Raw genomic sequence first — 25576 nt, forward strand, 5'->3', positions numbered from 1 at the left:
GGCTCCTGTCTGTGGTCATCACTGGGTCTCGTGGACGCGGCGGCCCGCGAACCACGTCTGCTTCGCCGTGATCCCCGGGATGCTCTCCAGCTCGGCGGTGAGCGGGTCCGCGCTGAGGACGACGAAATCGGCGGAGCGGCCGGCGTCGAGCGAGCCGATGGTGTCGTCGAGCCCCATGGCGGCCGCCCCGGCCGTGGTGTAGACGCGCAGGGCCTCCTCGCGGGTCAGCGCCTGCTCCGGCCAGAGTTCACCGGGGAACCGCCCCGTGGGGTCCTTCCTCGTGACGAGGCCGTAGACGGACTCCCATACGTTCGGCGACTCGCTGACGGGCCAGTCCGAGCCTCCGGCCACGAGCGCCCCGGCATCGACGAGGGCACGGTTCGGGTGCAGTCGCGATCCTCTCTCCTCGCCGAGGACGGTCTGGATCGCCTGGGTGATCACACCCGGATACCAGAGGGCCGGAGAGATGTCGGCGACGACGTCGAGACTCGCGAACCGGGCGACGTCGTCTGGATGGATGAACTGGCCGTGCGCCACGTGATAGCGCGGCGTCACGTGCCCCGCGGCCCGCACGCGGGCGACCGCGTCCAGGACCATGCGGACCGAAGCATCACCCGTGCAGTGGACCTTCGCCGAGATCCCGCGGGCCGCCGTCGTGAGGAGCCACCGCTCCAGCTCCTCCGGGCCCATGGTGGTGTGCCCGTGATGACAGGCGGGGAAACCGGCCCCCTTCAGGTACGGCTCGAGGAACGCACCGGTACCCGCGGGCGGGACGCCATCCAAGAAGATCTTGATGAAGTCCGGGCGATGGTGAAGGGAACGGGTGCGCTCACGGCCGGCGATGATGTCCTCGCCGAGAGGGTCCGCACCGAAGATGAAGTCGTTCGCCAGCATGCTGGTGACGACCCACGCGTGGAGTCCGCCCTGCTCGTCGAGCTCGTGCAGCGCCGTCATTAGCTGCAGTGAGGCGGCCGCATCCTGGAACGCGGTGATCCCGTGCGCGTGGAGCATCTCGATGCCCCGGGCTGAGGCACGCGCGAGGTCCTCCGTGGTCGTCCGGAACAGGCGCTCTCTGACCTTCTCCACGTGCGCCCCTGCGGCTTCGATCATCACGCCGGTGGGCTGCCCGTCGGCGTCCCGGAGGATCATCCCCCCGTCCGGATCCACGGAGTCCGCGCTGATGCCGGCCGCGGTCATGGCGGCGGAGTTGGCCCACCGGTTGTGCTTGGAGTCATCCTTCAAGAGGACAGGGTGTCCCTGGCCGGCGGCGTCGAGGCGGCGCAAGGCGTCAGGGCTGTCCAAGGCGTCGAGGAGACCAGAACCCCAGCTGCCGCCGACGACCCACTCCCCGGCGGCGAGAGTGGCGGCGTGGTCGCTGACGGCGTCCAGCACGGCCTCCAAGCTTGCCGTGGGCGGGAAGGACAGTTCGAAGAGGTCCATCTGCCCGGCGAGCGAGTGATGGTTGTGGACGTCCACGAGGCCGGGCATCACCGTCGCGCCTTCGAGGTCCAGCACCGCCCGGGCATCGGGGATCAGCTCCTCCACCTCCCTGCCGACGGCGACGACGCGACCGGCCTGCACCGCCATGCTCTCCACGGTGCCTCGCTCGCCCATGGTGTGGATCCTGGCCTGAGTGACCACGAGGTCGACGGACGTCCCCGTCATGAGAATTCCTCCCTGCACCGCACTTGCCGTGACATAGCGCACACTAGCCGCGTCGCGCCCGTCGACCTTGGACCTCCGCGCACGCCGATTGGCGCCTCGCGCATGCCTCGACTCCTGGGGAGCCGCCCCCGGGCGCTTCACCCCACCCCGTCACACCCGCCCCGCAGTTGACCCCCGTCACACCGGCCCGGAATACTGAACCTGAACGCACGGTCGGTAATTCGCCGCGCCCGCCCCGTCGTCGGTCACTCAAGGAGTCTCCATGTCCGCACAGTCCCAGGCCCTGCTCGTCGGCGGTCGCCGCACGCCCGTCGGCAAGTACGGCGGCGCCCTCTCCTCCGTCCGCCCCGACGACCTCGCCGCCCTGACCATCAAGGCCGTGATCGAGGACGCCGGCATCGACCCGTCGGTCGTGGACGAGGTCATCCTCGGCAACGCCAACGGCGCCGGCGAGGAGAACCGCAACGTCGCCCGCATGGCCTGGCTGCTGGCCGGCTTCCCGGACACCGTCCCAGGCATCACCGTGAACCGCCTCTGCGCGTCCGGCATGTCCGCGATCGGCATCGCCACCGCGATGGTGCGCTCCGGGATGGCCGACGTCGTCGTGGCCGGAGGCGTGGAGTCGATGTCCCGCGCCCCCTGGGTGATGGAGAAGCCGACGACGGCGTTCGCCAAGCCCGGCGCGGCCTTCGACACCGCGATCGGCTGGCGCTTCGTGAACCCGCGCTTCGCGGACGGCGAGTTCGGGGAGAAGTTCACCTTCTCCATGCCAGAGACCGCCGAGGAGGTCGGCGAGGTGGACGGCATCACCCGCGAGGACGCCGACGCCTTCGCCGCCCGCTCGCACGAGCGTGCGCTGGCCGCCATCGAGGCCGGCCGCTTCACGGACGAGATCGTGCCCGTCGTCGTCACGGGCCGCAAGGGCGCCGAGACGATCGTGGACACGGACGAGGGCCCCCGCCCCGGCTCCACCCCCGAGGTGCTCGCCGGCCTGCGCCCGATCATCAAGAAGGACGGCGTGGTCACCGCCGGCAACTCCTCCTCCCTCAACGACGGCGCCTCGGCGATCCTCGTCGTCTCCGAGCGGGCCGCGCAGAAGTACGGCCTGACCCCGCGAGCCCGCGTCGTGGAGTCCACCTCGGCGGGCCTGGCCCCCGAGATCATGGGTCTGGGCCCCGTCCCGGCCACCGAGAAGGCCCTCGAGCGCTCCGGCTGGTCCGTGGCGGATCTGGGCGCCGTCGAGCTCAACGAGGCCTTCGCCACCCAGTCCCTGGCCTCGATGCGGCGCCTCGGCCTGGACCCGGAGACCGTCAACGCCGACGGCGGCGCGATCGCCCTGGGCCATCCGCTGGGCTCCTCGGGGTCGCGTCTCGTGGTCACGCTGCTCGGTCGGATGGAGCGTGAGGGCGCGGACAGGGGCCTGGCCACGATGTGCGTGGGCGTGGGTCAGGGCTCCGCGATGCTCGTCGAGAGGGTCTGAGCAGATGACCGGCTTCAGCCACTTCACGGCACTGCGCGTCGAGGAGCGTGAGGACCGCGTCCACGCGCGCATGGACCGCCCGGGCGTGCGCAACGCGATCGACCAGACCATGGTCGACGAGTTCCACGAACTCTGCGCCCACCTCGAACGCGAGCCGAAGATCCTGATCATCTCGGGCACGCAGGTGGAGTCGAAGCGCGAGCCGGGGACGTTCTCCGGCATCTTCGCCTCCGGCGCGGACATCGGACAGCTGCGCGAGCGCCGCCGCGACGACGCCCTGCGCGGTGTGAACTCGCAGGTCTTCGACCGCATCCACCGGCTGCCCATGCCCGTGATCGCGGCGATCGACGGCTTCGCCCTCGGCGGCGGCGCGGAACTGGCCTACGCGGCCGACTTCCGCATCGCCACCCCGGCGCTGAAGATGGGCCAGCCCGAGACGAGTCTGGGGATCACGGCCGCTGCGGGCGCCCAGTGGCGGCTCAAGGAGCTGGTGGGTGAGCCGGTGGCCCTCGAGCTGCTGCTCGCCGGACGGATCCTGGACGCGCAGGAGGCCCTCGAGCTCAAGCTCGTCACTGAGCTGCACGAGCCGGACGCCCTCCTCGACGCCGCCGACGCCCTCGCTGACCGCATCGCGCAGCAGGACCCGCTGGCGGTGCGGCTGTCCAAGCGCGTCTTCCACCTCCCCCGCGAGGTCCACCCCCACGTGGACGAGATCGCGCAGGCCATCCTGTTCGAGTCCGAGGCCAAGTTCGAGCGCATGCAGGCGTTCCTGGACCGCAAGAAGAAGTGAGGACTGACATGACCGATCAGCAGCGCACCCTTGACACCGCTCCGTCCTCCGTGCCCGCCGTCGTCGGCCTCCTCGGCGGTGGCCGGATGGGTGGCGGCATCGCCCACGCGTTCCTCGTCTCCGGCTCGTCCGAGGTGGTCGTCGTCGAGCGCGACCCGCAGTCGGCCGAGGCCGCCAGGGAGCGCATCGAGGCCGATCTGGCCGCCTCCCTCGAGCGCGGCAAGATCGACGGCGACCTGGACGTGTGGGCGCAGCGCCTGACCGTCTCCGTGGACCGCGCCGACTTCGCCCGCTGCGACCTGGTGGTCGAGGCCGTGTTCGAGGACATGCAGGTGAAGATCGAGGCGCTCACCGACGTCGAGGCCCACCTGCGCGAGGACGCCTGGCTGGCCAGCAACACCTCCTCCCTGTCCATCGACGAGATCGCCTCGCACCTGCAGCGCCCCGAGCGCTTCTGCGGCCTGCACTACTTCAACCCGGTGCCCGCCTCGAAGCTCGTGGAGGTCGTGATCGGCGAGCAGACCGGTGCGGAGCTCCAGGCCCTGTCCACCGAGTGGGTCCGCGGGCTGGGCAAGACCCCCGTCGTCGTCAAGGACGCCCCGGGCTTCGCCTCGTCGCGCCTGGGCGTGGCGATCGCGCTCGAGGCCATCCGCATGGTCGAGGAGGGTGTGGCCTCCCCCGAGGACATCGACGCCGCCATGGTGCTGGGCTACAAGTTCCCGGTCGGCCCGCTCGCGCTCACGGACATCGTGGGCCTGGACGTGCGCCTGGGCATCGCCGAGTACCTCGAGTCCCAGCTGGGTGAGCGTTTCGCCCCGCCGCAGCTCATGCGGGACATGGTGGCCCGCGGCGAGCTCGGCCGGAAGTCCGGCAAGGGCTTCTTCGACTACCGCTGAGCCCCCGGGGCCGGCGCGGCTAACGTGACTGGCATGGACGAGCCCACGCTGCTGCGAGTCGCCCGCGACCGCGCCCTCGAGCTGCCGGGCAGCGCCGCGTCGCACCCCTTCGGCCCGGACACCGAGGTCATGAAGGTGCAGGGGAAGCTGTTCGTGGTGTTCATCGACCACGACGGGCGCCGCCTCGTGAACGTCAAGGCCCGCCCGGAGGACGGCGCCCAGCTGCGCGCGGCCCTGCCCGCGGCGATCACGCCCGGCTATCACATGGACAAGCGGCACTGGCTCAGCCTGGCCGCGCACCCGGACCTCGACGAGCAGCTCGTCCGGGACCTCGTCACGGAGTCGTACCTGCTGGTCGTCGCGAAGCTCCCCCGCACCCGGCGCCCCGTGGACCCCGAGACCTTCGGCCGGGTCTGATGTCGGTCGACCGCCCCTTCCGCTTCACCCACCGCTGGGCCGTCCCCGCGGACGCCCGGTCCGTGCTGGCCCTGCTCGCCGACCCGGCCGGCTACCCACGCTGGTGGCCGGCCGTCCCGCGCGCCCATCGCCTGGGCCCCGACCGCGCCGCGGTCCGGCTGCGCGGGTTCGTGCCGGTGCGTCTGACGATGGAGCGTCTCATCGACGACCGCGCCCGCGGCCTTCTGGTCGCGCACCTGAGCGGGGACCTGACGGGCACCGTGCGGGTCACCGTGCACGACGACGGCGCCCCGGCCGGACACGCGCCGCGCTGCATCGTGGCGTGGGAGCAGGAGGTGGTGCTGACCTCGCCGTGGATGCGCGCCGTGGCCCGCGTGCCGGGCGCCCGCACCGCGATGGGCCTCAGCCACGCGGCCGCGATGCGCTCCGCGCGTCGGGCGCTCGGGGCGAAGGCCGTGCCGACCGCTGATCCCGCTCGAAGGGCTCGTCCATGACGGCCCGGCGCGCCGGCCGGCTCAGAGCTCGGCCTGGGCCTCGTTCCATTCGCGGGACAGCGGCGGGCGGGAGAGGCCGTCGATGAGGCCGTCGGCGGGGTCGACGCCGAGCTCGACGATCCTGTTGTCCGCGTCCACGTGGACGACCTTGGGCTGGAAGTTGCGAGCCTCGTCGTCGTCCATCTGCCCGTAGGCGATGAGGATGACGATGTCCCCCGGATGCACCAGGTGGGCGGCGGCGCCGTTGATGCCGAGCACGCCGGAGCCCCGCTCGCCCGCGATGGTGTAGGTCTCCAGTCGCGCGCCGTTGGTGACGTCCACGATGGACACGAGCTCGCCGGGGAGGATGTCCGCGGCGTCCAGCAGGTCCTGGTCCACGGTCACGGAACCCACGTAGTGCAGGTCCGCCTGGGTCACGGTGGCCCGGTGGATCTTGGCGTGGAACATGGTGCGCAGCATGCGGCAGGACTCTCCGGATGAGGGGGGGTGGGGCGGGTCCGAGGGGACCGGTGCTCGATTCTACGCCGGTCCGGAGACGAGGGGCAGGGGGGTCCACGCCGGCCCCAGGCTCCCGCCCCTCTCGCCGAGGCCCGCAGACGCGCCGCTACGTCCTGGCCATAGCGGCGCGTCTGCGGGCCCGGGCAGGTCAGATCCACGACGGCGGCACTCGGCCCGGCGGCGTCCGCGCTGCCACCAGGCCCCGCAGCTGCCGCACGAACAGCTCCCAGTGCCCCGGCCGGAACACGTCGGCGGTCACCCGGATCACCTCCCACCCCTCCGCTCGCAGGGCCGCGTCCCGCTCGCGGTCCTCACGCCACTGCCGGCGATCCGTGCGGTGCTGATCGCCGTCGTACTCGACAGCCACCTTGGCCTCCGCCCACACCAGATCCACGCGCAGCAGCTGTCCCGTGGCGAGCCGGATGCACGGGTTCACTGCGGGCTCGGGGACGCCGTCCAGGACGAGCCGCGCCCGCAGCCGGCTCTCCTGCGGCGAGTCGGCCCCGGGGCGGACGAGCTCCAGCGCCTCCCGGGCCGCGCGGATCCCGCGCACCCGTCCGCGTTCCTCGACGGCGGCGCGCAGCTCGGCCACGTCCGTCACCCCGGGAGGCAGCCGACGGCGGCGGGCCTCCGTCGGGGCGGTCCGAACCATGCTGTCCCCCAGCGCGACGAGATGGTCGAGCGGCCCGGCGTGTGCGGCGAGGTCCACGAAGGTCCACCCCGGCGCGGTCACGCGCACCCCGTCCACGATCCGCACCGGTGCGTCGGCGCGGAGGCGGTGTGAGCGGATCCCGGCCCGGCTCGACGCGGTGCCGTGGCCGCGCGGGGTCGCGATGTGCACGGACCGGTCGGCGGCGAGCGGCCCGGTCAGCCACAGGCCGAGCACCCAGGCGGCCGTGACGTGGCTGAACACGCCCTCGGGGTGCAGATCCTGCAGTGCCCGCAGATGGTCCATGGGGTCCGGTTCGACGCCGCGCAGGCCCCAGAGCCCCCAGCCGAGGGAGACCACGTCCCCGCGCCGCAGCCGGGCCGCGCTCACCCCCGCCTCGCGCGCGGCCGGGGTCGAGAACACGGTCGGAGCGCGGAGGCGGCCGTCCAGTCCGCAGCGCATCGGGGGCAGGGGCGCGGGCGAGCGGGGCATGCGCCGAGCGTGCCCGATCCGGGCGGGCCGCCGTCGTCGTCCGCCGGGATCTGTGGACGACGCCCCGCCGAGGCCCGCAGACACGCCGCTACGTCCTGGCGGTAGCGGCGTGTCTGCGGGCCCGGGCGCCACGGCTTGCGCGGCGAAGCCCTCTCCACGACGACGGCGTCACCCGCCCGGCTCCCCCTCCCGCGTGATCCACGTCTCGGCTAGGGTGAGGAGCAATAACCGACCGATCGGTCGGGACTCGTCCGCGCCCCCGACACCAGGAGACCCCGTGACCGTCACCGCCCCCTCCCTCCCGGAGATCCTCCCCAGCTACGTCGCCGGCAGCTGGTGGACGCCGTCGCACCCGTCCAAGGTCACCGACGTGACGGACGCGAACACCGGCGCGCGCCTGACCGGCGTCTCCACCGACGGCCTCGACACGGCCGCCGCCATCGAGCACGCCCGCACCGTCGGCCAGCAGGCCCTGGGCGCGCTGACCATCCACGAGCGCGCTCTCAAGCTCAAGGAGCTCGCGCTCTTTCTGAACTCCCGCGTCCAGGAGCTCTACGACGTCTCCTTCGCCACCGGCGCCACGCAGCGCGACCACGCCTTCGACGTCGACGGCGGCATCGGCACCCTCTTCACGTTCTCCGGCAAGGGCCGCCGCGAGCTGCCGAACTCCACCGTGATCATCGACGGCGACGTGGAGCCCCTCTCCCGCGACGGCTCCTTCATCGGCGAGCACATCTACCAGCGCATCCCGGGCGTGGCCGTGCAGATCAACGCGTTCAACTTCCCCGTGTGGGGCATGCTCGAGAAGTTCGCCCCGGCCTTCGTCGCCGGCGTGCCCACCGTGGTCAAGCCGGCCACCCCCACCGGCTACGTCACGCAGAAGTGCGTCGAGCTGATGCTCGAGTCCGGCGTGCTGCCCGAGGGCTCGATCCAGCTGATCTCCGGCTCCGCCCGCGACCTGCTGGACCACCTGGACTACCGCGACCACGTCGCGTTCACCGGCTCCGCCGCCACCGCGGCCACGCTGAAGAAGCACCCGAACGTGCAGGAGGGCGGCGTCCGCTTCACCGCGGAGACCGACTCCCTCAACGCCGCCATCCTCGGCCCGGACGCGGACCCGGAGTCCCCCGAGTTCGAGGCGTTCGTGAAGGCCGTCTTCCAGGAGATGACGGTCAAGGCCGGCCAGAAGTGCACGGCCATCCGCCGGGTGATCGTCCCGCAGGACCGGGTCGAGGCCGTGACCGCCGCCCTCACCGAGCGCCTGGCCGCGAAGGTCGTCCTGGGCGACCCGCGCGTCGAGGGCACCACCATGGGCGCCCTGGCCTCGAAGGAGCAGCAGGGCGAGGTCCGCGGCGCGGTGCAGCGCCTCGTCGACGCCGGCGGTCAGGTCCGCCTCGGCGGCCCCGAGGGCTCGACCGGTGACGCCGACGCCGAGTCCGGCGCGTTCTTCGCCCCCACGGTGCTCACCTTCGAGGACGCGCGCACCCCCGAGGTGCACAGCGTCGAGGCGTTCGGTCCGGTCACCTCGGTGATCGGCTACACGGACGTGGCCGACGCCGTGGCCCTGGCCGCCCTGGGGTCGGGTTCGCTCGTGGCCACGGTCGCCACGAACGACGGTGAGACCGCCCGCGCGTTCGCCGCCGGGATCGGTGCCCACCACGGCCGCGTGCACGTCCTGAACCGCCAGACCGCCGCGACCACCACGGGCCATGGCGCCCCCGTGCCGGTGCTGATCCACGGCGGCCCCGGCCGCGCCGGCGGCGGCGAGGAGCTCGGCGGCGTCCGCGCTGTGAAGCACTACATGCAGCGCACGGCGATCCAGGGCTCCCCGGACATGCTCACGGCCATCACCGGCGTGTGGCATCAGGGCGCCGCGACCCACACGGTGACCCGCGAGGACGTGGAGGCCGGCACGGCCGTGCACCCGTTCTACAAGTCCCTGGCCGAGCTGACGGTGGGCGACCAGTTCGCCTCCGGCCTGCGCACCGTCACCCTGGAGGACATCACCGCCTTTGCGGAGGAGACCGGGGACAGGTTCTACGCCCACACGGACGAGGAGGCCGCCATGGCCAACCCGTTCTTCCCGCGCCGCGTGGCCCACGGCTACCTGCTGGTCTCGTGGGCCGCGGGGCTGTTCGTGGCCCCGGATCCGGGCCCGGTGCTGGCCAACTACGGCCTGGAGAACCTGCGCTTCATCACGCCGGTGACCTACGACGACGCCATCCGCGTGACCCTGACCGCCAAGCGCATCACCCCGCGCGTGAGCGACGAGTACGGCGAGGTGGCCTGGGACTGCCGGATCCACAACCAGAAGGACGAGCTCTGCGCTCAGTACGACGTGCTGACGCTCGTGGCCAAGACCTGGCCGATGGCCCCGTCCGAGACCTCCCAGGGCTGAGCCTCCCCGCCCCGACGGGCCGTCCCGTGCGCCCGCTGCGCACCGGGCGGCCCGTCGTCGCCCCCGGGAACAAGGAGCGTGCCCGGGGCGTTCACCTGTACGTCCCATTCGGACCGCGAGAGAAGAAGGTCGACACACATGTCCGAGTTCACCCGTTTCGAGCAGGTCGCCGTGCTGGGCACCGGCGTGCTGGGTTCGCAGATCATCATGCAGGCGGCGTACCACGGCAAGAAGGTGATGGCCTACGACGCCGTCCCCGCCGCCCTCGAGGGGATCGAGCGCCGCTGGGCGTGGATCCGCCAGGGCTACGAAGCAGACCTCGGGGAGGGCTACGACCCGCAGCGCTTCGACGAGGCCATCGCCCGCATCACGCCGACCTCGGACCTCGGCGAGGCCCTGGCGGATGCGGACATCGTGATCGAGGCCGTCCCGGAGAACCTGGAGCTCAAGCGCAAGGTGTGGGCCCAGGTGGGCGAGCTCGCCCCCGCCACGACCCTGTTCGCCACGAACACCTCCTCCCTGCTGCCCTCGGACTTCGCCGACGCCAGCGGCCATCCGGAGCGCTTCCTGGCCCTGCACTACGCCAACCGCATCTGGGCGCAGAACACCGCCGAGGTCATGGGCACCGCCGCGACCTCGCCGGAGGCCGTCGCGGGAGCCCTGCAGTTCGCCGAGGAGACCGGCATGGTCCCCGTGCACGTGCGCAAGGAGATCCCGGGCTACTTCCTCAACTCCCTGCTCATCCCGTGGCTGCAGGCCGGCTCCAAGCTGTACATGCACGGAGTGGGCAACCCGGCGGACATCGACCGCACCTGGCGCGTGGCCACCGGCAACGAGCGCGGCCCGTTCCAGACCTACGACATCGTGGGCTTCCACGTGGCCGCCAACGTCTCCCGCAACACGGGCGTCGACTGGCAGCTCGGCTTCGCTGAGCTGCTCGAGAAGAGCATCGCCGAGGGCCACAGCGGCGTGGCCGACGGCCAGGGCTTCTACCGCTACGGGCCGGACGGGGAGAACCTCGGCCCGGTGGAGGACTGGAACCTGGGCGACAAGGACACCCCGCTCGGCTGACCTCCTCCGCTGACGGATCAGGGGCCGTCCGGTGCGCATCACGCATCGGGCGGCCCCGACGCATGTCCCCGCCACTTCCTTGTGGCATCCGTCACAGTGCACGTAGAGTCGAGCCATGACGACCTCCCGACTCCCCCTGCTCGGCGCCCTCGCCGTGGGCGCGCTCGCCCTCGCCGGGTGCGCGGGCGGCGGCGGCGCAGAGCCCTCCTCCCCCGCCCCCTCGTCGGCGTCATCCACGACGACGGCGGCCTCGTCCGCGTCCACGTCGCCCGCGGCCAGCAGCTCCACGGCCCCCACGTCACCCGCGGCCAGCGCCTCCACGGAGAGCACGGCCAGCGCCTCCGCCTCCAGCAGCCTGTCCCTCGAGATGCCCCCCGCGCTGGACGGGCAGCGGACCCTGGCGGTGCAGGCCGCCGTGCAGCGGGCCGCGGGGCCGGGGTCCGAGGTGGGGCTGAGCGCCGCCTCGCCGCTGGAGCGGCAGACGGAGCTGCGCCAGCGGGCCGACGGCCTGGAGCAGGCGGTCGACGCCGGCGCGAGCCCGGCGCCCACCCGCAGCGCGGAACAGCAGGCCTGCCTGGACGCCACACGCTCCGCCCTGGAGCGGGACGCCGAGGCCGGGGCGGCGGACCTGGGGCTCACGGCCCAGCCGGAGACGGCCGCCACCACCGGCGGCGGGCCCACCACGACGCCGGCGCCCTCCTTCACGGCGTCCCCCGACGCCGAGGTCACTCCGCTCGGCGTGCGCGTCACCGTGTACCCCACGGAGGAGGCCGCCCGCGCCGCCCTGGAGGACGCCCGAGCGGCGGCGCAGGCCTGCACCGGGGTGGACCTGGCCGGGCTCGACGTGGAGAGCGTGACGCGGACCGAGCACGAGGGCGGCACCGCGTACACGGCGCTCCCGGCCCCCGGGGGGTCCGTCTACTCCCACCTCACTGCCGTGCAGGACGGCGCCCGCACCGTGGCCGTGGCCCAGGCCGACGCGGACGGCGGGGTGCCCGCGGACGCCGAGGACCGTGCGGCCTCGATCGTGGCCGACGTGCTCGCCGCGCTCGACGGCGAGGGCTGAGGACAGCGGCCCCTCAGCCCCGCAGACCCCCGAGCACCACGCCCGTGACGGCGTCGATCATCTGGTCCGGTCCCTGCTGGCCGGGGACGCCGCGATCCGGCCGGTACCAGTCGACGATCGAGTTGATCATGCCGAGCGCGAGGCGGGCGAGGTTGCGCGGGCTCACGTCGGAGCGCACCGCCCCCGCGGCCTGGGCTGCCTCGAGCAGGTCGCCCAGACGCCGGGTGATCTCGCGCCGGCGTTCGACGGCGGCCACCTCGACCGCCGAGTTCCCGCGCAGGCGCAGCAGCAGGGTCACCTCGGGCTGCTTCTCCGCCAGCACCCCGAGCGTGCCGCGGATGGCCGCCTCGACCTGCGCGCCGGCGTCGTCCCCGCTGGCCACCACATCGTCCAGGCACGCCTCGAGGGCGTCGAGCGCCTCCGTCACCGCGTGGTCGAGGATCGCCTCCTTGGACTCCACGTGGTGGTAGATCGCGGACTTGGAGATGCCCAGGTGGGTGGCGAGCATGCCCATGGACGTCGCCTCGTAGCCGTGCCGGTTGAAAAGCTCGACGCACTCGGCCAGCAGCGTCTGCCGGTCATAGCCGGGCCGGCCGCGGCGCGGGGTGGGGCTGCTCTGGGGCACGGGGCTCCTTCGGGGGCGGGCGGACGCCGACGACGACGACGGTGCACCGGTCCACTCTACCGGGCACGCCGGCGTCGGGTTCGGCCGCGGGGACGGGATCAGGCCTGGTCGCGCAGGTCGTAGATGCGCTTGAGCTTGCCGGAGGAGCGGGCGAGGGTCTCCGGCTCCACCACGTTGATCACGCACGAGGAGCCGATCTTCGTCTTGATCTCCATGCGCAGGTGCGCGGCGCAGGCCTGGGCCTCCTCGAGGGTCGCATGATCGCGGCGCTCGATGTTCACGGCCATCTGGTCCATGCGGTCCGGGCGGGTGATCTCGAGGGTGAAGTGCGGCGACAGGGCCGGCTCCTTGAGGGCCAGCTCCTCGATCTGCGACGGGAACAGGTTCACACCGCGCAGGATGATCATGTCGTCCGAGCGGCCGGTGATGCGGCCCATGCGGCGGTGGCCCGGGTGCGTGGTGCCCGGCAGCAGGCGGGTGAGGTCGTGGGTGCGGTACCGGATGATCGGCAGCGCCTGCTTGGTGAGCGAGGTGAAGACGAGCTCGCCGTGGCGGCCGGTCTCGAGGACCTCGTCCGTGAGCGGGTCGATGATCTCGGGGCGGAAGTGGTCCTCCCAGATGTGGGAGCCGTCCTTGGTGGCCGCGGACTCGCCGGCCACGCCCGGGCCCATGACCTCGGAGAGGCCGTAGATGTCCAGGGCGTCGAGGTCGAAGGTCTGCTCGATCTCGCGGCGCATCTCCTCGGTCCACGGCTCGGCGCCGAGGATCGCGACCTCGAGGGAGGACTCGCGGGGGTCCAGGCCGAGCTTCTTGAAGCCGTCCGCGATGGTCAGCAGGTAGGTGGGCGTGGAGAGGATGGCGCGCGGCTGGAAGTCGGTGATCAGCTGCACCTGCTTCTCCGTCTGCCCGCCGGACATCGGGATCACGGCCGCCCCGATGCGCTCGGCGCCGTAGTGGGCGCCGAGGCCGCCGGTGAACAGGCCGTAGCCGTACGCGTTGTGCACGCGGTCACCGGGGCGGATGCCGCCGGCGCGGAAGCAGCGGGCGACGAGGGTGGCCCACGTGGCCAGGTCGTCGTCGGTATAGCCGACCACGGTGGGCTGGCCGGTGGTGCCGGAGGAGGCGTGGATGCGACGCAGCTCGGGGCCCGTGGCGGCGAAGGCGCCGAACGGGTAGCTCTTCCGCAGGAACTCCTTGTCCGTGTACGGGAACTTGGCGAGGTCCCCGAGCTCCGTGAAGTCCGAGGGGTGGACGCCGTGCGCGTCGAAGTGCTCCCGATACGCGGGCACGTTCTCGTAGGCGTGGTGCAGGGTCCAGCGGAGGCGTTCGAACTGGAGCGCCTCGATCTGGTCCCGGCTCATCGTCTCCTCGGGGTCCGGGGCCCCGCGGTCGGCGGGGGCGGGCAGGGGTGCCGGCGTGTACGGGTTGGGGATCGAGGCCTCGAGCATGGCGTCCTCCTGGGGATGCGGGGTCGGGCGGCGGTCGACGACGGCGCACCGGCGGGTGCGCCCGCCGGTCAGCGTCCGGGGGCGGGGATGGTGCGGGAGCGGCCGCGGAAGGCGGCCACCGGGGTGCCGTCGTCGGTGGTGACGGTGATGTCGTAGACGGCCGAGCGGCCCGCGGCGGCGACCAGGCGGCCCTCCGCGACGAGGGTCTGCCCGGCGCGGGTGGCCGCGAGGAAGTTGACGTCCACGCCGGAGGCCACGGTGAGGGTGGAGCCGTCCGAGGCGGGGTCGTTGCAGGTCAGCGCGAAGCACGTGTCCGCGAACGCGAAGACGGCGCCGCCGTGGGCCAGGCCGAAGCCGTTGTGCTGGTCCTCGGTGAGCGTCATCCGGATGCGCGCGTGGTCCTTCTCGGCGGCCTCGAGGGTGACGCCGAGCCACCGAGCCACGCGGTCCTCCGCGAGCATGGGGTGGTGGGCGGTCTCGGTCATGGGCGGGCCTCCCTGCCGGCACGGGCGCGCCGGCGCGGCGGCGCAGAGAATTACTGAACGATCATTAGGTAACTCCCTGGATGTGACCCACGTCAAGTCCGGCCCGGTGTGTGACGCGCGCCGCCGCCCTGCCGCCGCCGGGGCGAGGCGCGCCGGGACCCTGTGGGCGGGCCCTGCCCATCGTGTCCGCGGCTCCTGTCTAGGGTGACGGCATGGTGACCTTCGCGCCGGACCGCGCCTCCTTCATGCTCAGCCCCTCGGACATCACCGCCGCCGCGACGTGCACCTACGGGTGGCTGCGGGGGACGGTGGACCCCGCGCTCGGGCGCGCCCCGCGGATCGGCGTGGCGGACGCGTTCCTTGAGCGGGTCTCCCGCCTCGGGGACGAGCACGAGTCCCGCGTGCTCGCGCGCCTCGAGGCGGAGCACGGCGCGGACCAGGTGGTCCGGCTCGCCCGCCCGGAGCGCTACACGCCCGAGGGTGTGCGGGCCGCCCGGGAGCGCACCGCGGCGGCGTTGGCCGCGCGTCCCGCCGTCGTGTTCCAGGGGATGCTGCACGACGGCGCGTTCGGCGGCCTGGCCGACTTCCTCGTGCTCCGCACGGACGAGGAGCACCCCGAGGGCGCGTACGAGGTGGTGGACACGAAGCTGGCCCGGCATGCACGGGTGACGGCGCTGCTGCAGATCGCCGCGTACGCGGACCTGCTGGACGGCATGGGCGTGCCGCGGACGCGGCAGGGCAGCCTGTGGCTCGGGGACGGTTCCCGGCACGTCGCGGACCTGGACGAGGTGATCCCGGTGTACCGGCACCAGCGCGCCCGGCTGGAGGCGCTGCTGCAGGATCACGTGGCCGCCGGGGAGCCCGCCCGCTGGGGCGACGACCGCCTGAGCGTCTGCGGCGCATGCGAGGCGTGCGAGGAGGCCGTCGCCGAGCACCGGGACGTGCTGCTCACGGCGGGGGCCACGCGGTTGCAGCGCACCCGGCTGCGCGAGGCCGGGATCACGACCATCGAGCAGCTCGCGGCGTCCGTCGCACCGCCGGAGGGCATGGCCCGCCGCACGTGGGAGGCGCTGCGGGAGCAGGCGGCGATCCAGCTGGAGCCGGCCGGGGCGGACGGGCTGCCGCCGCATCGGATCGTGGACCCGCGCGCCGTGACGGGGCTGCCGGCGCCGGACGCCGGAGACGTCTTCTTCGACTTCGAGGGGGACCCACTGTGGGTCTCCGCGGACGGGAGCATGGAGGGTCTCGAGTACCTGTGGGGCTGGGTCGAGGCGCCGGGCGGGGACACCGCGCGCACCGCCTCGGCCGACTTCCGGTTCACGGGTCTGTGGGCGGACACCCGTGCCGCCGAGCGGGCGGCGCTCGAGCAGTTCGTGGCGTTCGTGGAGGCGCGGCGCGCGGCCCACCCGGGGATGCGGATCTACCACTACGCCGCGTACGAGGTCACCGCGCTGAAACGCCTGACCGTGCGCCACGGCGTGGGCGAGCGCGAGCTGGACGACTGGCTGCGCGCGGGGCTGTTCGTGGACCTCTACTCCACGGTCCGCGCCGCCCTGCGGGCCGGTGTGCCGAGCTACTCCATCAAGAAGCTGGAGCCCCTCTACATGGGGGCGGAGCACCGGGCGGAGGACGGCGTCACGACGGCGGCGGACAGCGTCACCGAGTACCACCGGTACGTCGCCGCGCTGGAGGCCGGAGACACCGAGGTCGCTGCGGCGATCCGCGCCGACATCGAGGACTACAACCGGTACGACTGCGTCTCCACGGCGCGGCTGCGGGACTGGCTGCTGGCGCAGGTCGAACAGGATCCGGATGCCTCGAGGTCGCCGCAGGGAGCCGCGGCGGAGCCGGAGACCCCGCTGGTCGAGCCGGCCCCGGAGCCCGAGCAGGACCTCACGGCCGCGTTGCTCGCGTTGGTGCCCGCGCCGGGCGCGGAGGCATTGCCTGGGCCGGAGGAGCGCGGGGTCGCCCTGCTCGCGGCGGGACTCGGGTTCTACCGGCGCGAGGAGAAGCCGATGTGGTGGGCGTTCTTCGACCGGGGAGTCTCCCCCGTAGATGAGTGGCAGGAGCCGCGCGCGAATGTGGTCGCGGACCGGGTCGACGTCGAGGAGGACTGGCATCAGCCGACTGCCCGCCACTCACTGCAGCGGGTGCTGCAGGTGACCGGCCGGCTCGAACCCGGCACCCTGCTGAAGCCGGACGCCTCGGTCAAGACCGTCTACGAGGACTTCCCGGCCCACGCCGAGCTGCAGCCGAACGCCGTGCGCTGGATCGGTCCTAACGCGGACGTGGAGCAGGTGGAGGACCTGCCGGACGGCCGCTCGGTGCTCCGGCTGCGGGAGAAGCTGGCCCGCGGGGTCGAGTCGTTCGACCAGCTGCCCATGGCCGCCTTCGAGCACTCGAAGGTCCCCACGGACACCCTCGAGGCCCACATCCGCGAACTCGCCGTGGCCACCGACGCCGCCGGCGCGCTGCCGGAGCCGGGCGTCTCCGCGTGCGTGGACATCCTCGCCCGACGCACCCCCGCGACGACGGGCCGCCCCCTGCCGGAGATCGTCGCCGACGCGGAGGGCGAGCTCGACCGCACCGCGCTGCTCGTAGAGGCCCTCGAGTCCGCCCGCGGCTCCTACGTGGCGGTGCAGGGCCCTCCCGGCACAGGCAAGACGCACGTGGGCAGTCACGCCGTGAAGGCGCTGCTCGAGCGCGGCTGGAGCGTGGGCGTCACCGCGCAGTCCCACGCGGTCGTGGAGAACTTCCTGCAGAAGCTCCTCTCGATCGGGGTGCCCGCCGAACGCGTCGCCAAGGCGATCTCCAGCCGGGCGAGGCCGAACCCGGACGCCCCGTGGAAGGAGGTCCACAACAAGGACGCCGGTGGCCGCGCCGGCCCCGGCCGCGTCGTCGGGGGCACCCCCTGGACGTTCGCGCACGGCACGTTCCCCGGCGTCGACCTGCTCGTGATCGACGAGGCGGGCCAGTTCTCGCTGGCCCACACCCTCGTCGCCGGGGCCGCCGCGGGCACCCTGCTGCTGCTCGGCGACCCCCGCCAGCTCCCGCAGGTCACCCGCGGCATCCACCCGGAGCCGGTGGGCGACGCGGCCCTGGACTGGCTGATCGAGGGGCAGGCCACCCTCCGGCCCGAGCGCGGCTTCTTCCTGGACCGCTCCTGGCGCATGCACTCGGCGCTCACCCACGCCGTCTCCAAGCTCTCCTACGCCGGCCGGCTCGGCGCGCGGGAGGAGGTCACGGACGCCCGCCGCCTCGACGGCGTGGAGCCCGGGCTGCACCCCTGGCCGGTCTCCCACACGGGCAACTCGGTGTCCTCGCCGGAGGAGGCCGCGGCCGTCGTCGAGATCGTCCGGTCACTGCTCGGCCGCACCTGGTCCACCGGCCCGGACGACCCCGGCCGACCGCTCGAGCCGTCCGACGTGATCGTGGTGGCCCCGTACAACGCGCAGGTCGCCACGGTCCGGGAGACGCTCGACGCCGCCGGCCTCGAGGGCACCACCGTCGGCACCGTGGACAAGTTCCAGGGCCGGGAGGCCGCCGTCGCGATCCTGACGATGGCGGCGTCCTCACCGCAGGAGGTGCCGCGCGGGCTGGACTTCCTCCTGAACCGGAACCGGCTCAACGTGTCGATCTCGCGCGGGCAGTGGGCCGCCTACCTCGTCCACTCCCCCGCCCTCGCGGACGCGCTGCCCACCAGGCCCGAGGACCTGCCGATGATCGGCGCGTTCCTGCGGCTCGTGCACCGCTGACTCAGTCGGTGGTCCCCTGGCGCAGCAGGAACCGCTGCAACTTGCCGGAGGGGGTCTTGGGCAGCCGGTCCACGAAGTGCACCCGGCGCGGGTAGGCGTGCTTGGAGTACTCGTCGCGGACCTTCGCCTGCAGCTCGGCCGCCAGGGCGTCCGAGTCCGCGACGGCCCCGGCGGGCACCACGAACGCCACGACCTCCTCGCCGCGCACCCCCTCCGGGTCCGGCAGGCCGACGACGGCGACCTCCTGCACCCGCGGGTGGTCGATGAGCACGGACTCCACGTCGAACGGGCCGATCCGGTACCCGGCGGCGAGGATCACGTCGTCGTCCCGGGAGGAGAAGAAGAACCAGCCGTCGTCGTCCTGCCGGGCGGTGTCCCCGGTCAGGTACCAGCGGCCGTCCGGGGTGAAGCGCTCCGCGGTCTTCTCCGGCTCCCCGAGGTAGCCGGGGAACCAGAACAGGGGCGAGGCCGCGTCGATCGCGATCTGCCCGTCCCGGATCTCCGCGGCGATCCCCGGCAGGGGCACACCCATCGAACCCGGGCGGGGCGGCGCGGCCAGCTCGGGGTGCGCGAGGGTGCAGATGACCATGCCCAGCTCGGTCTGGCCGTAGTGGTCGCGGATCTCCGTGCCGAGGGCCGCCCGGCCCCACTCGAGCACGGACGGCGGCAGCGGCTCCCCCGCCGTGGACACGCGCCGCAGCCGCAGCGGGGCGTCCTCGGTGACCTCCCCGGCCTTGGCCAGCGCGCGGAACATCGTGGGGGCGCCGGCGAGGTTCGTGATGCCCTGCGAGCGGATCACCTCGACCATGGTCGCCGGGGAGAAGGCGCCGCGGTACTGCACCGAGGTCGCCCCGAGCACCAGCGTGCCGACGATCCCGTAGTACAGCCCGTACGCCCAGCCGTGGTCGGCCGCGTTCCAGAACAGGTCCTCGGGGCGCAGGTCCACCGCGCACGTGAGGTAGACGGCGAACGCGGCGGCCGCGCGCAGCGGCACGGGCACCCCCTTGGGGCGGCCGGTGGTGCCGGAGGTGAACAGCAGGGCGATCGGCCCGTCCCCGCCGACGGCGACGTCCTCGGCCAGCGGCGCGGAGTCCGCGAGCGCGTCCCACTCCGGGCCGGTGCGGATGATCTCGATGCCCGGGATGTCCGTGAGCTTCTCCGCCTGGCGGGGTTCGGCGACGACGAGCCGCGCCGCCGCGCCCTCGATGCGCATCCGCGCGGCACCCGCGGCGAACGCGGTGAACAGCGGCATGTGCACGGCCCCGAGCCGCCACAGGGCCAGCAGCGTGACGACGAGCTCCTCCCGTTTGGACATCATCACGGGGACGCGGTCGCCGTGCGTGACGCCGCGGGCGGCGAGGCCGGCGGCGAGGCGGCGGGAGCGGTCGGCCAGCTCGCCGAAGGTGAGGTCGACGGCGGACATGTCCTCCGCCACGAACCGGAACGCCACGGCGTCGGCCGGCCATCGGTCGCAGAGCAGGTGGGCGGTGCAGGCGTCCGGGGTCTCGACGTCGGCGACCCACCCGGCCATCAGCCGGTCGATCGTCCCGGCCTCGTGGGCCTGCCCGGTCCGTTCCGTCATCTCGGTCTCCTCATCCCTCTCGGCACGCCGACGCCGGGCGACGGCGACGTCAGCCACGGTAGGTCCATCCCGCCCCGGGCCACCGGGCGCGTCCGCATGTTGCACTCGCCACCCCGTCGCGGTCGAGGACGGACCCGGTCGTCGGCTTCGTCGGGCGTCCGCGGCGCCTGCCAGAATGGGGGCCATGACCTCGCAGCCCGCGCCCGCGTCCACCGCCCACCGCCGTTCCCTCGCCGAGGCCGGCATCGCCCTCGGCCCCCTGGACGGCCGCTACCGTGCGGCGGTGGAGCCGCTCGTGGAGCACCTGTCCGAGGCGGCGCTGAACCGCAACCGCATCCACGTGGAGGTCGAGTGGTTCATCCACCTGGCCGAGCACCGTGTGCTGCCGGGTCTCGAGCCGCTCACGGCCGAGCAGCAGGCGGGCCTGCGGGCGATCGTCACGGACTTCGACGCGGAGTCCGTGGCCGAGCTGGCGGCCACCGAGAAGGTCACGGTGCACGACGTGAAGGCCGTCGAGTACTTCATCGCCGACCGCCTCGAGGGGCTGGGCCTGGGCCGGCTGAAGCCGCTCGTGCACTTCGCGTGCACCTCCGAGGACATCAACAACCTCGCCTACGCGGTGGGCGTGCGCGACGCCGTCGAGCAGGTCTGGCTGCCGGCCGCCCGCGCCGCCGTGGCCACCGTCTCCGCGATGGCCGCCGAGGCCGCCGAGACCCCCATGCTCTCCCGCACGCACGGCCAGCCGGCCACGCCCACCACGCTGGGCAAGGAGATGGCCGTGTTCGTGCACCGTCTGACCCGCCAGACCCGGCGCATCGCCGGCCAGGAGTACCTGGGCAAGATCAACGGCGCCACCGGCACCTACGCCGCCCACCTCGCCGCCGCCCCGGACGCGGACTGGCCGGCCCTGTCCCGGTCCTTCGTGGAGCACCTCGGCCTCACCTGGAACCCGCTGACCACCCAGATCGAGTCCCACGACTGGCAGGCGGAGCTGTACGCCGACGTCGCGCGCTTCAACCGGATCCTCCACGGCTTCTGCGTGGACGTGTGGAGCTACATCTCCATCGGCTACTTCGCGCAGATCCCCGTGGCCGGCGCGACCGGCTCCTCCACCATGCCGCACAAGGTGAACCCGATCCGCTTCGAGAACGCCGAGGCCAACCTCGAGCTCTCCTGCGCCCTGCTCGACTCGCTGAGCGCCACCCTCGTGGAGTCCCGTTGGCAGCGCGACCTCACGGACTCGACGTCGCAGCGCAACATCGGCGTGGCCCTCGGCCACTCGGTGCTCGCCCTGACCAACGTCGCCAAGGGCATGGGCCAGCTCCAGGTGGCCGAGCCCGTGCTGGCGCAGGACCTCGACACGAACTGGGAGGTGCTCGGCGAGGCCGTCCAGACCGTGATGCGTGCCGAGGCGATCGCCGGCGTCGAGGGCATGGACAACCCCTACGAGCGCCTCAAGGAGCTGACCCGCGGCCACCGCGTGGACGGGGCGCGCATGCGCGAGTTCGTGCAGGGCCTCGGCCTGTCGGAGGCGGCCCAGGCGCGCCTGCTGGAGCTGACCCCGGCCGGGTACACCGGCGTGGCGGCGGAGCTGGCCAAGGAGTTCGGCCCCGCGCAGGGCTGACCGGGCCGCCTGACGGGGGACGATGGGCGGGTGCTGCTTCCGTCTCTCCCCGTGTGGCTGCTGTCCGCCACCCCCAAGGACCCCGCCGAACTCGATCGGGACGTGCCCGAGCCGATCGACGCGCACGGCGAGCTCGCCGACGCGATCACCGCGGCGATCACCGCCGTGGACCTCGTGGGCGTGTTCTTCTTCGCGATCTCGGGCGCCGTCCTCGCCGTGCGCAAGGGCTACGACATCGTCGGCTCCCTTCTGCTGGCCCTCATGGTGGGCACGGGCGGCGGCGTCGTCCGTGACCTCGTGGTCGGCCGGGACGTGCCCGCGGCCTTCGACAACCCCTGGTACCTGATCCTGCCGGCGGTCGCGTCGCTGGCGGTGTTCCTCCGGATCTTCGACGGCGAGCGCGGCCACCACGCCGTCATGGCCTTCGACGCCGTCGGCCTGGCCGTGTACTGCGTGGTGGGCACGCGCATCGCCCTGCTCGCCGGCCTGAGCCCGGTCGCCGCCGCGGTGCTGGGCCTGGTGACCGCCGTCGGGGGTGGCATCCTGCGCGACGTCGTCGCCGGGGAACCGCCCGCCGTGTTCGGCGGGCGCGGCTGGTACGCGCTGCCGGCCATCCTCGGCGCGGGCACGACGGCGGCCCTCGGCCAGGCGGAGGTCCTGAACCCGCTGACCTCGGCGGCGGTGATGGTGCTCGTGCTCGTGCTGCGCGTGGTGTCGCTGCGCAGGGAGTGGCTCGCCCCGGGGGCCGAGATCTCGGGGGAGACCCAGCGCCAGCGCATGGATCCGCATGACGAGCCGCCCGTGCCGGACATCCGCGACCGCAAGGGCAGGGACGGGCCGCCCGCCGCCCCCGGCGAGGACGGCCCCCCGGCGAACGAGGAGACACCCGGCGCCGACGAAGACGTCACACCTCGGGGGACACCCGGGTGAACAAACGAGCCACTGCGCGGGCCGCACGGGACAATGGCCGGTGAATCCCCGGACCCAACGGAAGGAGCCGCCGTGGACGTGCAGCAGTTCTTCGCCACCCTCACCGACGTCCCGTGGCTGCTCACGACCCTGGACCTGATCGGGATCTTCTTCTTCGCCACCTCGGGGGCGCTGCTGGCGGCCCGCAAGCAGTTCGACCTGGTGGGCTCGATGGCGCTGTCCCTGCTGGCGGGCCTGGGCGGCGGCTTCACACGGGACATCCTGCTGGACCGGGGTCTGCCCGCGTCCCTGGAGAACCCGGTCTATCTGGCCCCGCCCCTGCTGGTGTCCCTGCTCGTGTACGTCAAGGTGATCCACCCGAATCGCCTGAACCTGACCATCACCCTGTTCGACGCCGCCGGTCTCGCCCTGTTCACGGTGTCCGGCGTGCTGCTGGCGCACTCGATGGGCGTGCACCCGGTGTCCACGGTGGTGATCGCGATGGTCACGGCGCTGGGCGGCGGCGTGCTGCGGGACATCGTCGCCAACGAGGTCCCGTCCATCTTCGACCCCCGCGGCGTCTACGTCCTCCCCACGTTCCTGGGCGCGGTGCTGGCGACCGTGGTGGCCATGAACGGCGCGCTCAACGGGTACACCGGCTTCCTCATCGCGTTCCTGATCTTCGCGGTGCGGATGATCGCCTACCGCTACCAGTGGCGGTTCTTCGGCGCGGAGATCTCCCAGGACAAGGAGTCCCTCGAACGTCTGCGGCGCCTGGCCACGCAGGCGCAGGAGGCGGCCGCCCGCCGGGTGGAGCGCACCCTCGAGCGCCGGCTGCGCTCCCCCGGCGCCCCCGCCTTCCCCGACGACGACACGCACGGGTCCTACGGCCCGCGGCAGGAGTACGAGGACCAGGTGCGGGTGGACGACTACGACCCGCAGACCCAGACGATCACCGTCGTCGACCCCGCCTCACACCAGCAGGTGCGCCTGGACCGCGGCACCGGCGTCATGGACGTCACCGACCTGCGCACCGGGCGCACGCGCAGCTTCGACGACCCCGAGCACGACTGGATCGCGGACGACCCGGCGGACCCGAGGGACTGAGGGATGCGGTGAGCCCGACGCCGGGCCGCGCACGCGCACCCCGCGGACGGGTCTATGCTGAGAGTCCATGACCGGCACGCATGAGACCGCCCGCCCCGCCAGCACGACCACGGAGGCCGCGGCCTCCGGCCCCCTCCACCGCGTCGGATTCGACCGCGCGAAGTACATCGAACTCCAGTCCCAGCACATCCAGGAACGCCGCCGCCAGATCGGCGGGAAGCTGTACCTGGAGATGGGCGGCAAGCTCTTCGACGACCTGCACGCCTCCCGCGTCCTGCCCGGCTTCACCCCGGACAACAAGATCGCGATGCTGGACCGCATCAAGGACGAGACCGAGATCCTGGTGTGCTTCAACGCCAAGGACCTCGGGCGGAACAAGGTCCGCGCGGACCTGGGCATCACGTACGAGGACGACGTCCTGCGCCTCGTGGACGTGTTCCGGGAGCGCGGGTTCCTGGTGGAGCACGTGGTGGTCACGCAGCTGGAGGACGCCAACCACCGTGCACTGGCGTTCCTCGAGAAGCTCGAGCGCCTCGGCCTGAAGGTGGCCCGCCACCGCGTGATCCCCGGCTACCCGCACGCCATGTCCACGATCGTCTCGGAGCAGGGCTTCGGTGCCAACGAGTGGTCCGAGACCACGCGGGACCTCGTCGTCGTGACGGCCCCCGGCCCGGGCTCCGGCAAGCTGGCGACGTGCCTGAGCCAGGTGTACAACGATCGGCAGCGGGGCATCCCGGCCGGCTACGCGAAGTTCGAGACGTTCCCCATCTGGAACCTGCCGCTCGAGCACCCGGTGAACGCCGCCTACGAGGCCGCCACCGTGGACCTGGACGACATCAACCTGATCGACCCGTTCCACCTGGCCGAGTACGGCGAGCGGGTGACGAGCTACAACCGCGACGTCGAGGTGTTCCCGCTGCTGTCCGCGCTGCTGGAGAAGGTCACGGGCACCACCCCGTACAAGTCCCCCACGGACATGGGCGTGAACATGGCCGGCGCGGCGATCGTGGACGACGAGGTGTGCCAGGAGGCCGCAAAGCAGGAGATCATCCGGCGCTACTACAAGGCTCAAGTCAACGAGGCGCTGGAGGGCGCGGACGACACCGAGTCCGAGCGCGTGGCCCTGGTGATGTCCAAGCTGGGCCTGAGCTCGGAGGACCGCCCGGTGGTGGGTGCCGCGCAGTTGGTGGCCGAGCGCACCGGTGAGCCCGGCGCGGCCGTGCAGCTGGCGGACGGCACCCTGGTGACCGGCAAGACCTCGGAGCTGCTGGGCTGCTCCGCCGCGGTGCTGCTCAACGCCCTCAAGGTGCTGGCCGGCATCGAGGACGACGTGCACCTGCTCTCCCCCGCCTCGATCGAGCCGATCCAGACGCTCAAGACCGTGCACCTGGGCTCCAAGAACCCGCGGCTGCACACGGACGAGGTGCTGATCGCGCTGTCCGTGTCCGCGGCGACCGACGAGAACGCGAAGGCGGCCGTCGAGCAGCTGGCGAGCCTCGAGGGCTGCGACGTGCACACGACGACGATCCTCGGCTCCGTGGACGAGGGCATCTTCCGGTCCCTGGGGATGCTCGTCACGAGCGAGCCGAAGTTCCAGAAGAAGGGGCTGTACCGGAAGCGGTGAGGCGGGGCGGTTCGGGCGGTCGCTTTCGTTGACGAAACGGGCGACCCCTGGGCGTTTTCGTTCGAGAAGTGGGAGCGGGCCACGGCCCGCTCAGGAGGCCCCGGTGGTTCGCCGGGGCCTCCGTTCGTTGACGACGGCGACAACTCGCTCCGCGACGACGGCCGGGTCCTCGTGCTCCCAGAAGCGGAGGACGAGCCAGCCGCGCTCCGTCAGGATGCGCGTGGTCTCCAGGTCCCGGGCCCGGTTCGTGGCGACCTTGTCCGACCAGTAGCCGCCGTTGGCCTTCGGCGCGATGTAGTGCTGGGGACACCCGTGCCAGTAGCAGCCGTCGATGAGGACGGCGACGCGCGCGGGACGGAACAGGATGTCCACCGTGCGGCGGAGGTCCTTCTCCGGCTTCGCGTTCACCCGGTAGCGGAGGCCGGCGGCATGGAGGAGACGGCGAACGGGGGCGTGTCAGATGGTCTGTGTAAGCCGTACCGAGAGGAACGGTAAGAATCA

General features: G+C 72.8%; 20 protein-coding genes and 1 pseudogene. 13 read left to right on the plus strand and 8 right to left on the minus strand.

What is annotated here, in order from left to right:
* Positions 1 to 18: 18 nt before the first annotated feature.
* A complete protein-coding gene (locus tag NR072_RS02100) occupies positions 19 to 1665 on the minus strand; it encodes an amidohydrolase (RefSeq protein ID WP_073116987.1) in 1647 nt (548 codons plus the stop codon).
* A 262-nt stretch (positions 1666 to 1927) separates the two neighbouring features.
* Between NR072_RS02100 and NR072_RS02105 the strand changes: the two genes are divergently transcribed.
* From NR072_RS02105 to NR072_RS02125, 5 genes are read left to right on the plus strand one after another with little or no spacing between them, the layout of a single operon-like run.
* Positions 1928 to 3145, plus strand: a complete 1218-nt coding sequence (locus NR072_RS02105) for a thiolase family protein (protein ID WP_036318114.1) — start codon at positions 1928 to 1930, stop codon at positions 3143 to 3145.
* Between the two features lie 4 nt (positions 3146 to 3149).
* A complete protein-coding gene (locus NR072_RS02110) occupies positions 3150 to 3935 on the plus strand; it encodes an enoyl-CoA hydratase/isomerase family protein (protein ID WP_036318113.1) in 786 nt (261 codons plus the stop codon).
* A gap of 8 nt (positions 3936 to 3943) precedes the next feature.
* Positions 3944 to 4831: a 3-hydroxyacyl-CoA dehydrogenase family protein gene (locus NR072_RS02115; RefSeq protein ID WP_256835975.1), complete on the plus strand. Its 888-nt coding sequence runs from the start codon at positions 3944 to 3946 to the stop codon at positions 4829 to 4831.
* Between the two features lie 33 nt (positions 4832 to 4864).
* Complete coding sequence (locus tag NR072_RS02120; protein WP_170720748.1) at positions 4865 to 5248, plus strand: MmcQ/YjbR family DNA-binding protein; 384 nt, start codon at positions 4865 to 4867, stop codon at positions 5246 to 5248.
* A complete protein-coding gene (locus tag NR072_RS02125) occupies positions 5248 to 5742 on the plus strand; it encodes an SRPBCC family protein (RefSeq protein ID WP_256835976.1) in 495 nt (164 codons plus the stop codon). Before NR072_RS02120 ends, NR072_RS02125 begins: the two co-directional genes overlap by 1 nt.
* A gap of 21 nt (positions 5743 to 5763) precedes the next feature.
* Here the strand turns inward: NR072_RS02125 and panD are convergent, their stop codons facing one another.
* On the minus strand, positions 5764 to 6201 hold the full coding sequence (gene panD / locus NR072_RS02130) for an aspartate 1-decarboxylase (RefSeq protein WP_256835977.1): 438 nt from the start codon (positions 6199 to 6201) through the stop codon (positions 5764 to 5766).
* 187 nt (positions 6202 to 6388) lie between these two features.
* Positions 6389 to 7381, minus strand: a complete 993-nt coding sequence (locus NR072_RS02135) for a DUF559 domain-containing protein (protein ID WP_256835979.1) — start codon at positions 7379 to 7381, stop codon at positions 6389 to 6391.
* A 277-nt stretch (positions 7382 to 7658) separates the two neighbouring features.
* Between NR072_RS02135 and paaZ the strand changes: the two genes are divergently transcribed.
* The 3 genes from paaZ (at position 7659) to NR072_RS02150 (ending at position 11916) form a co-directional block, all read left to right on the plus strand.
* On the plus strand, positions 7659 to 9779 hold the full coding sequence (gene paaZ / locus NR072_RS02140; protein WP_256835981.1) for a phenylacetic acid degradation bifunctional protein PaaZ: 2121 nt from the start codon (positions 7659 to 7661) through the stop codon (positions 9777 to 9779).
* Between the two features lie 138 nt (positions 9780 to 9917).
* A complete protein-coding gene (locus NR072_RS02145; RefSeq protein WP_010080087.1) occupies positions 9918 to 10850 on the plus strand; it encodes a 3-hydroxyacyl-CoA dehydrogenase in 933 nt (310 codons plus the stop codon).
* 115 nt (positions 10851 to 10965) lie between these two features.
* On the plus strand, positions 10966 to 11916 hold the full coding sequence (locus NR072_RS02150) for a hypothetical protein (protein ID WP_256835982.1): 951 nt from the start codon (positions 10966 to 10968) through the stop codon (positions 11914 to 11916).
* 13 nt (positions 11917 to 11929) lie between these two features.
* Here NR072_RS02150 and NR072_RS02155 read toward each other — a convergent pair whose 3' ends face one another.
* The 3 genes from NR072_RS02155 to NR072_RS02165 form a co-directional block, all read right to left on the minus strand.
* Complete coding sequence (locus tag NR072_RS02155) at positions 11930 to 12541, minus strand: TetR/AcrR family transcriptional regulator (RefSeq protein ID WP_256835983.1); 612 nt, start codon at positions 12539 to 12541, stop codon at positions 11930 to 11932.
* Between the two features lie 98 nt (positions 12542 to 12639).
* Positions 12640 to 13989, minus strand: a complete 1350-nt coding sequence (locus NR072_RS02160) for a phenylacetate--CoA ligase family protein (RefSeq protein ID WP_070708797.1) — start codon at positions 13987 to 13989, stop codon at positions 12640 to 12642.
* Between the two features lie 68 nt (positions 13990 to 14057).
* A complete protein-coding gene (locus NR072_RS02165) occupies positions 14058 to 14474 on the minus strand; it encodes a PaaI family thioesterase (RefSeq protein ID WP_020624995.1) in 417 nt (138 codons plus the stop codon).
* Positions 14475 to 14686: 212 nt separating this feature from the next.
* On the opposite strand from NR072_RS02165, the gene NR072_RS02170 reads away from it, so the two are divergent.
* Complete coding sequence (locus tag NR072_RS02170) at positions 14687 to 18229, plus strand: bifunctional RecB family nuclease/DEAD/DEAH box helicase (RefSeq protein WP_256835985.1); 3543 nt, start codon at positions 14687 to 14689, stop codon at positions 18227 to 18229.
* A 1-nt stretch (position 18230) separates the two neighbouring features.
* On the opposite strand, the gene NR072_RS02175 is transcribed toward NR072_RS02170, so the two are convergent.
* The gene (locus NR072_RS02175; RefSeq protein ID WP_256835986.1) at positions 18231 to 19811 is read right to left on the minus strand and encodes an AMP-binding protein; all 1581 of its coding nucleotides are present in this window, start codon (positions 19809 to 19811) and stop codon (positions 18231 to 18233) included.
* A gap of 184 nt (positions 19812 to 19995) precedes the next feature.
* Here NR072_RS02175 and purB point away from each other — a divergent pair, with 184 nt between their 5' ends.
* The 4 genes from purB to NR072_RS02195 all read left to right on the plus strand — a co-directional run bounded on the left by purB (position 19996) and on the right by NR072_RS02195 (position 25075).
* On the plus strand, positions 19996 to 21435 hold the full coding sequence (purB, locus tag NR072_RS02180; RefSeq protein ID WP_163721570.1) for an adenylosuccinate lyase: 1440 nt from the start codon (positions 19996 to 19998) through the stop codon (positions 21433 to 21435).
* Positions 21436 to 21465: 30 nt separating this feature from the next.
* Positions 21466 to 22365 (plus strand): trimeric intracellular cation channel family protein, encoded by a 900-nt coding sequence (locus NR072_RS02185; protein ID WP_163721572.1) that lies wholly within the window; start codon positions 21466 to 21468, stop codon positions 22363 to 22365.
* Positions 22366 to 22437: 72 nt separating this feature from the next.
* Positions 22438 to 23451, plus strand: a complete 1014-nt coding sequence (locus NR072_RS02190; protein ID WP_041102567.1) for a trimeric intracellular cation channel family protein — start codon at positions 22438 to 22440, stop codon at positions 23449 to 23451.
* A gap of 67 nt (positions 23452 to 23518) precedes the next feature.
* Positions 23519 to 25075 carry a DUF1846 domain-containing protein gene (locus NR072_RS02195; protein ID WP_041102565.1) on the plus strand — a complete coding sequence of 519 codons (1557 nt, stop codon included), beginning with the start codon at positions 23519 to 23521 and terminating at the stop codon, positions 25073 to 25075.
* Between the two features lie 90 nt (positions 25076 to 25165).
* On the opposite strand, the pseudogene NR072_RS02200 reads toward NR072_RS02195, so the two are convergent.
* A pseudogene (locus NR072_RS02200) lies at positions 25166 to 25510 on the minus strand (very short patch repair endonuclease); the annotation flags it as partial.
* Between the last annotated feature and the right edge of the window lie 66 nt (positions 25511 to 25576).

The organism is Micrococcus sp. Mcc89, from assembly GCF_024519795.1.
GTDB lineage: Bacteria > Actinomycetota > Actinomycetes > Actinomycetales > Micrococcaceae > Micrococcus > Micrococcus luteus.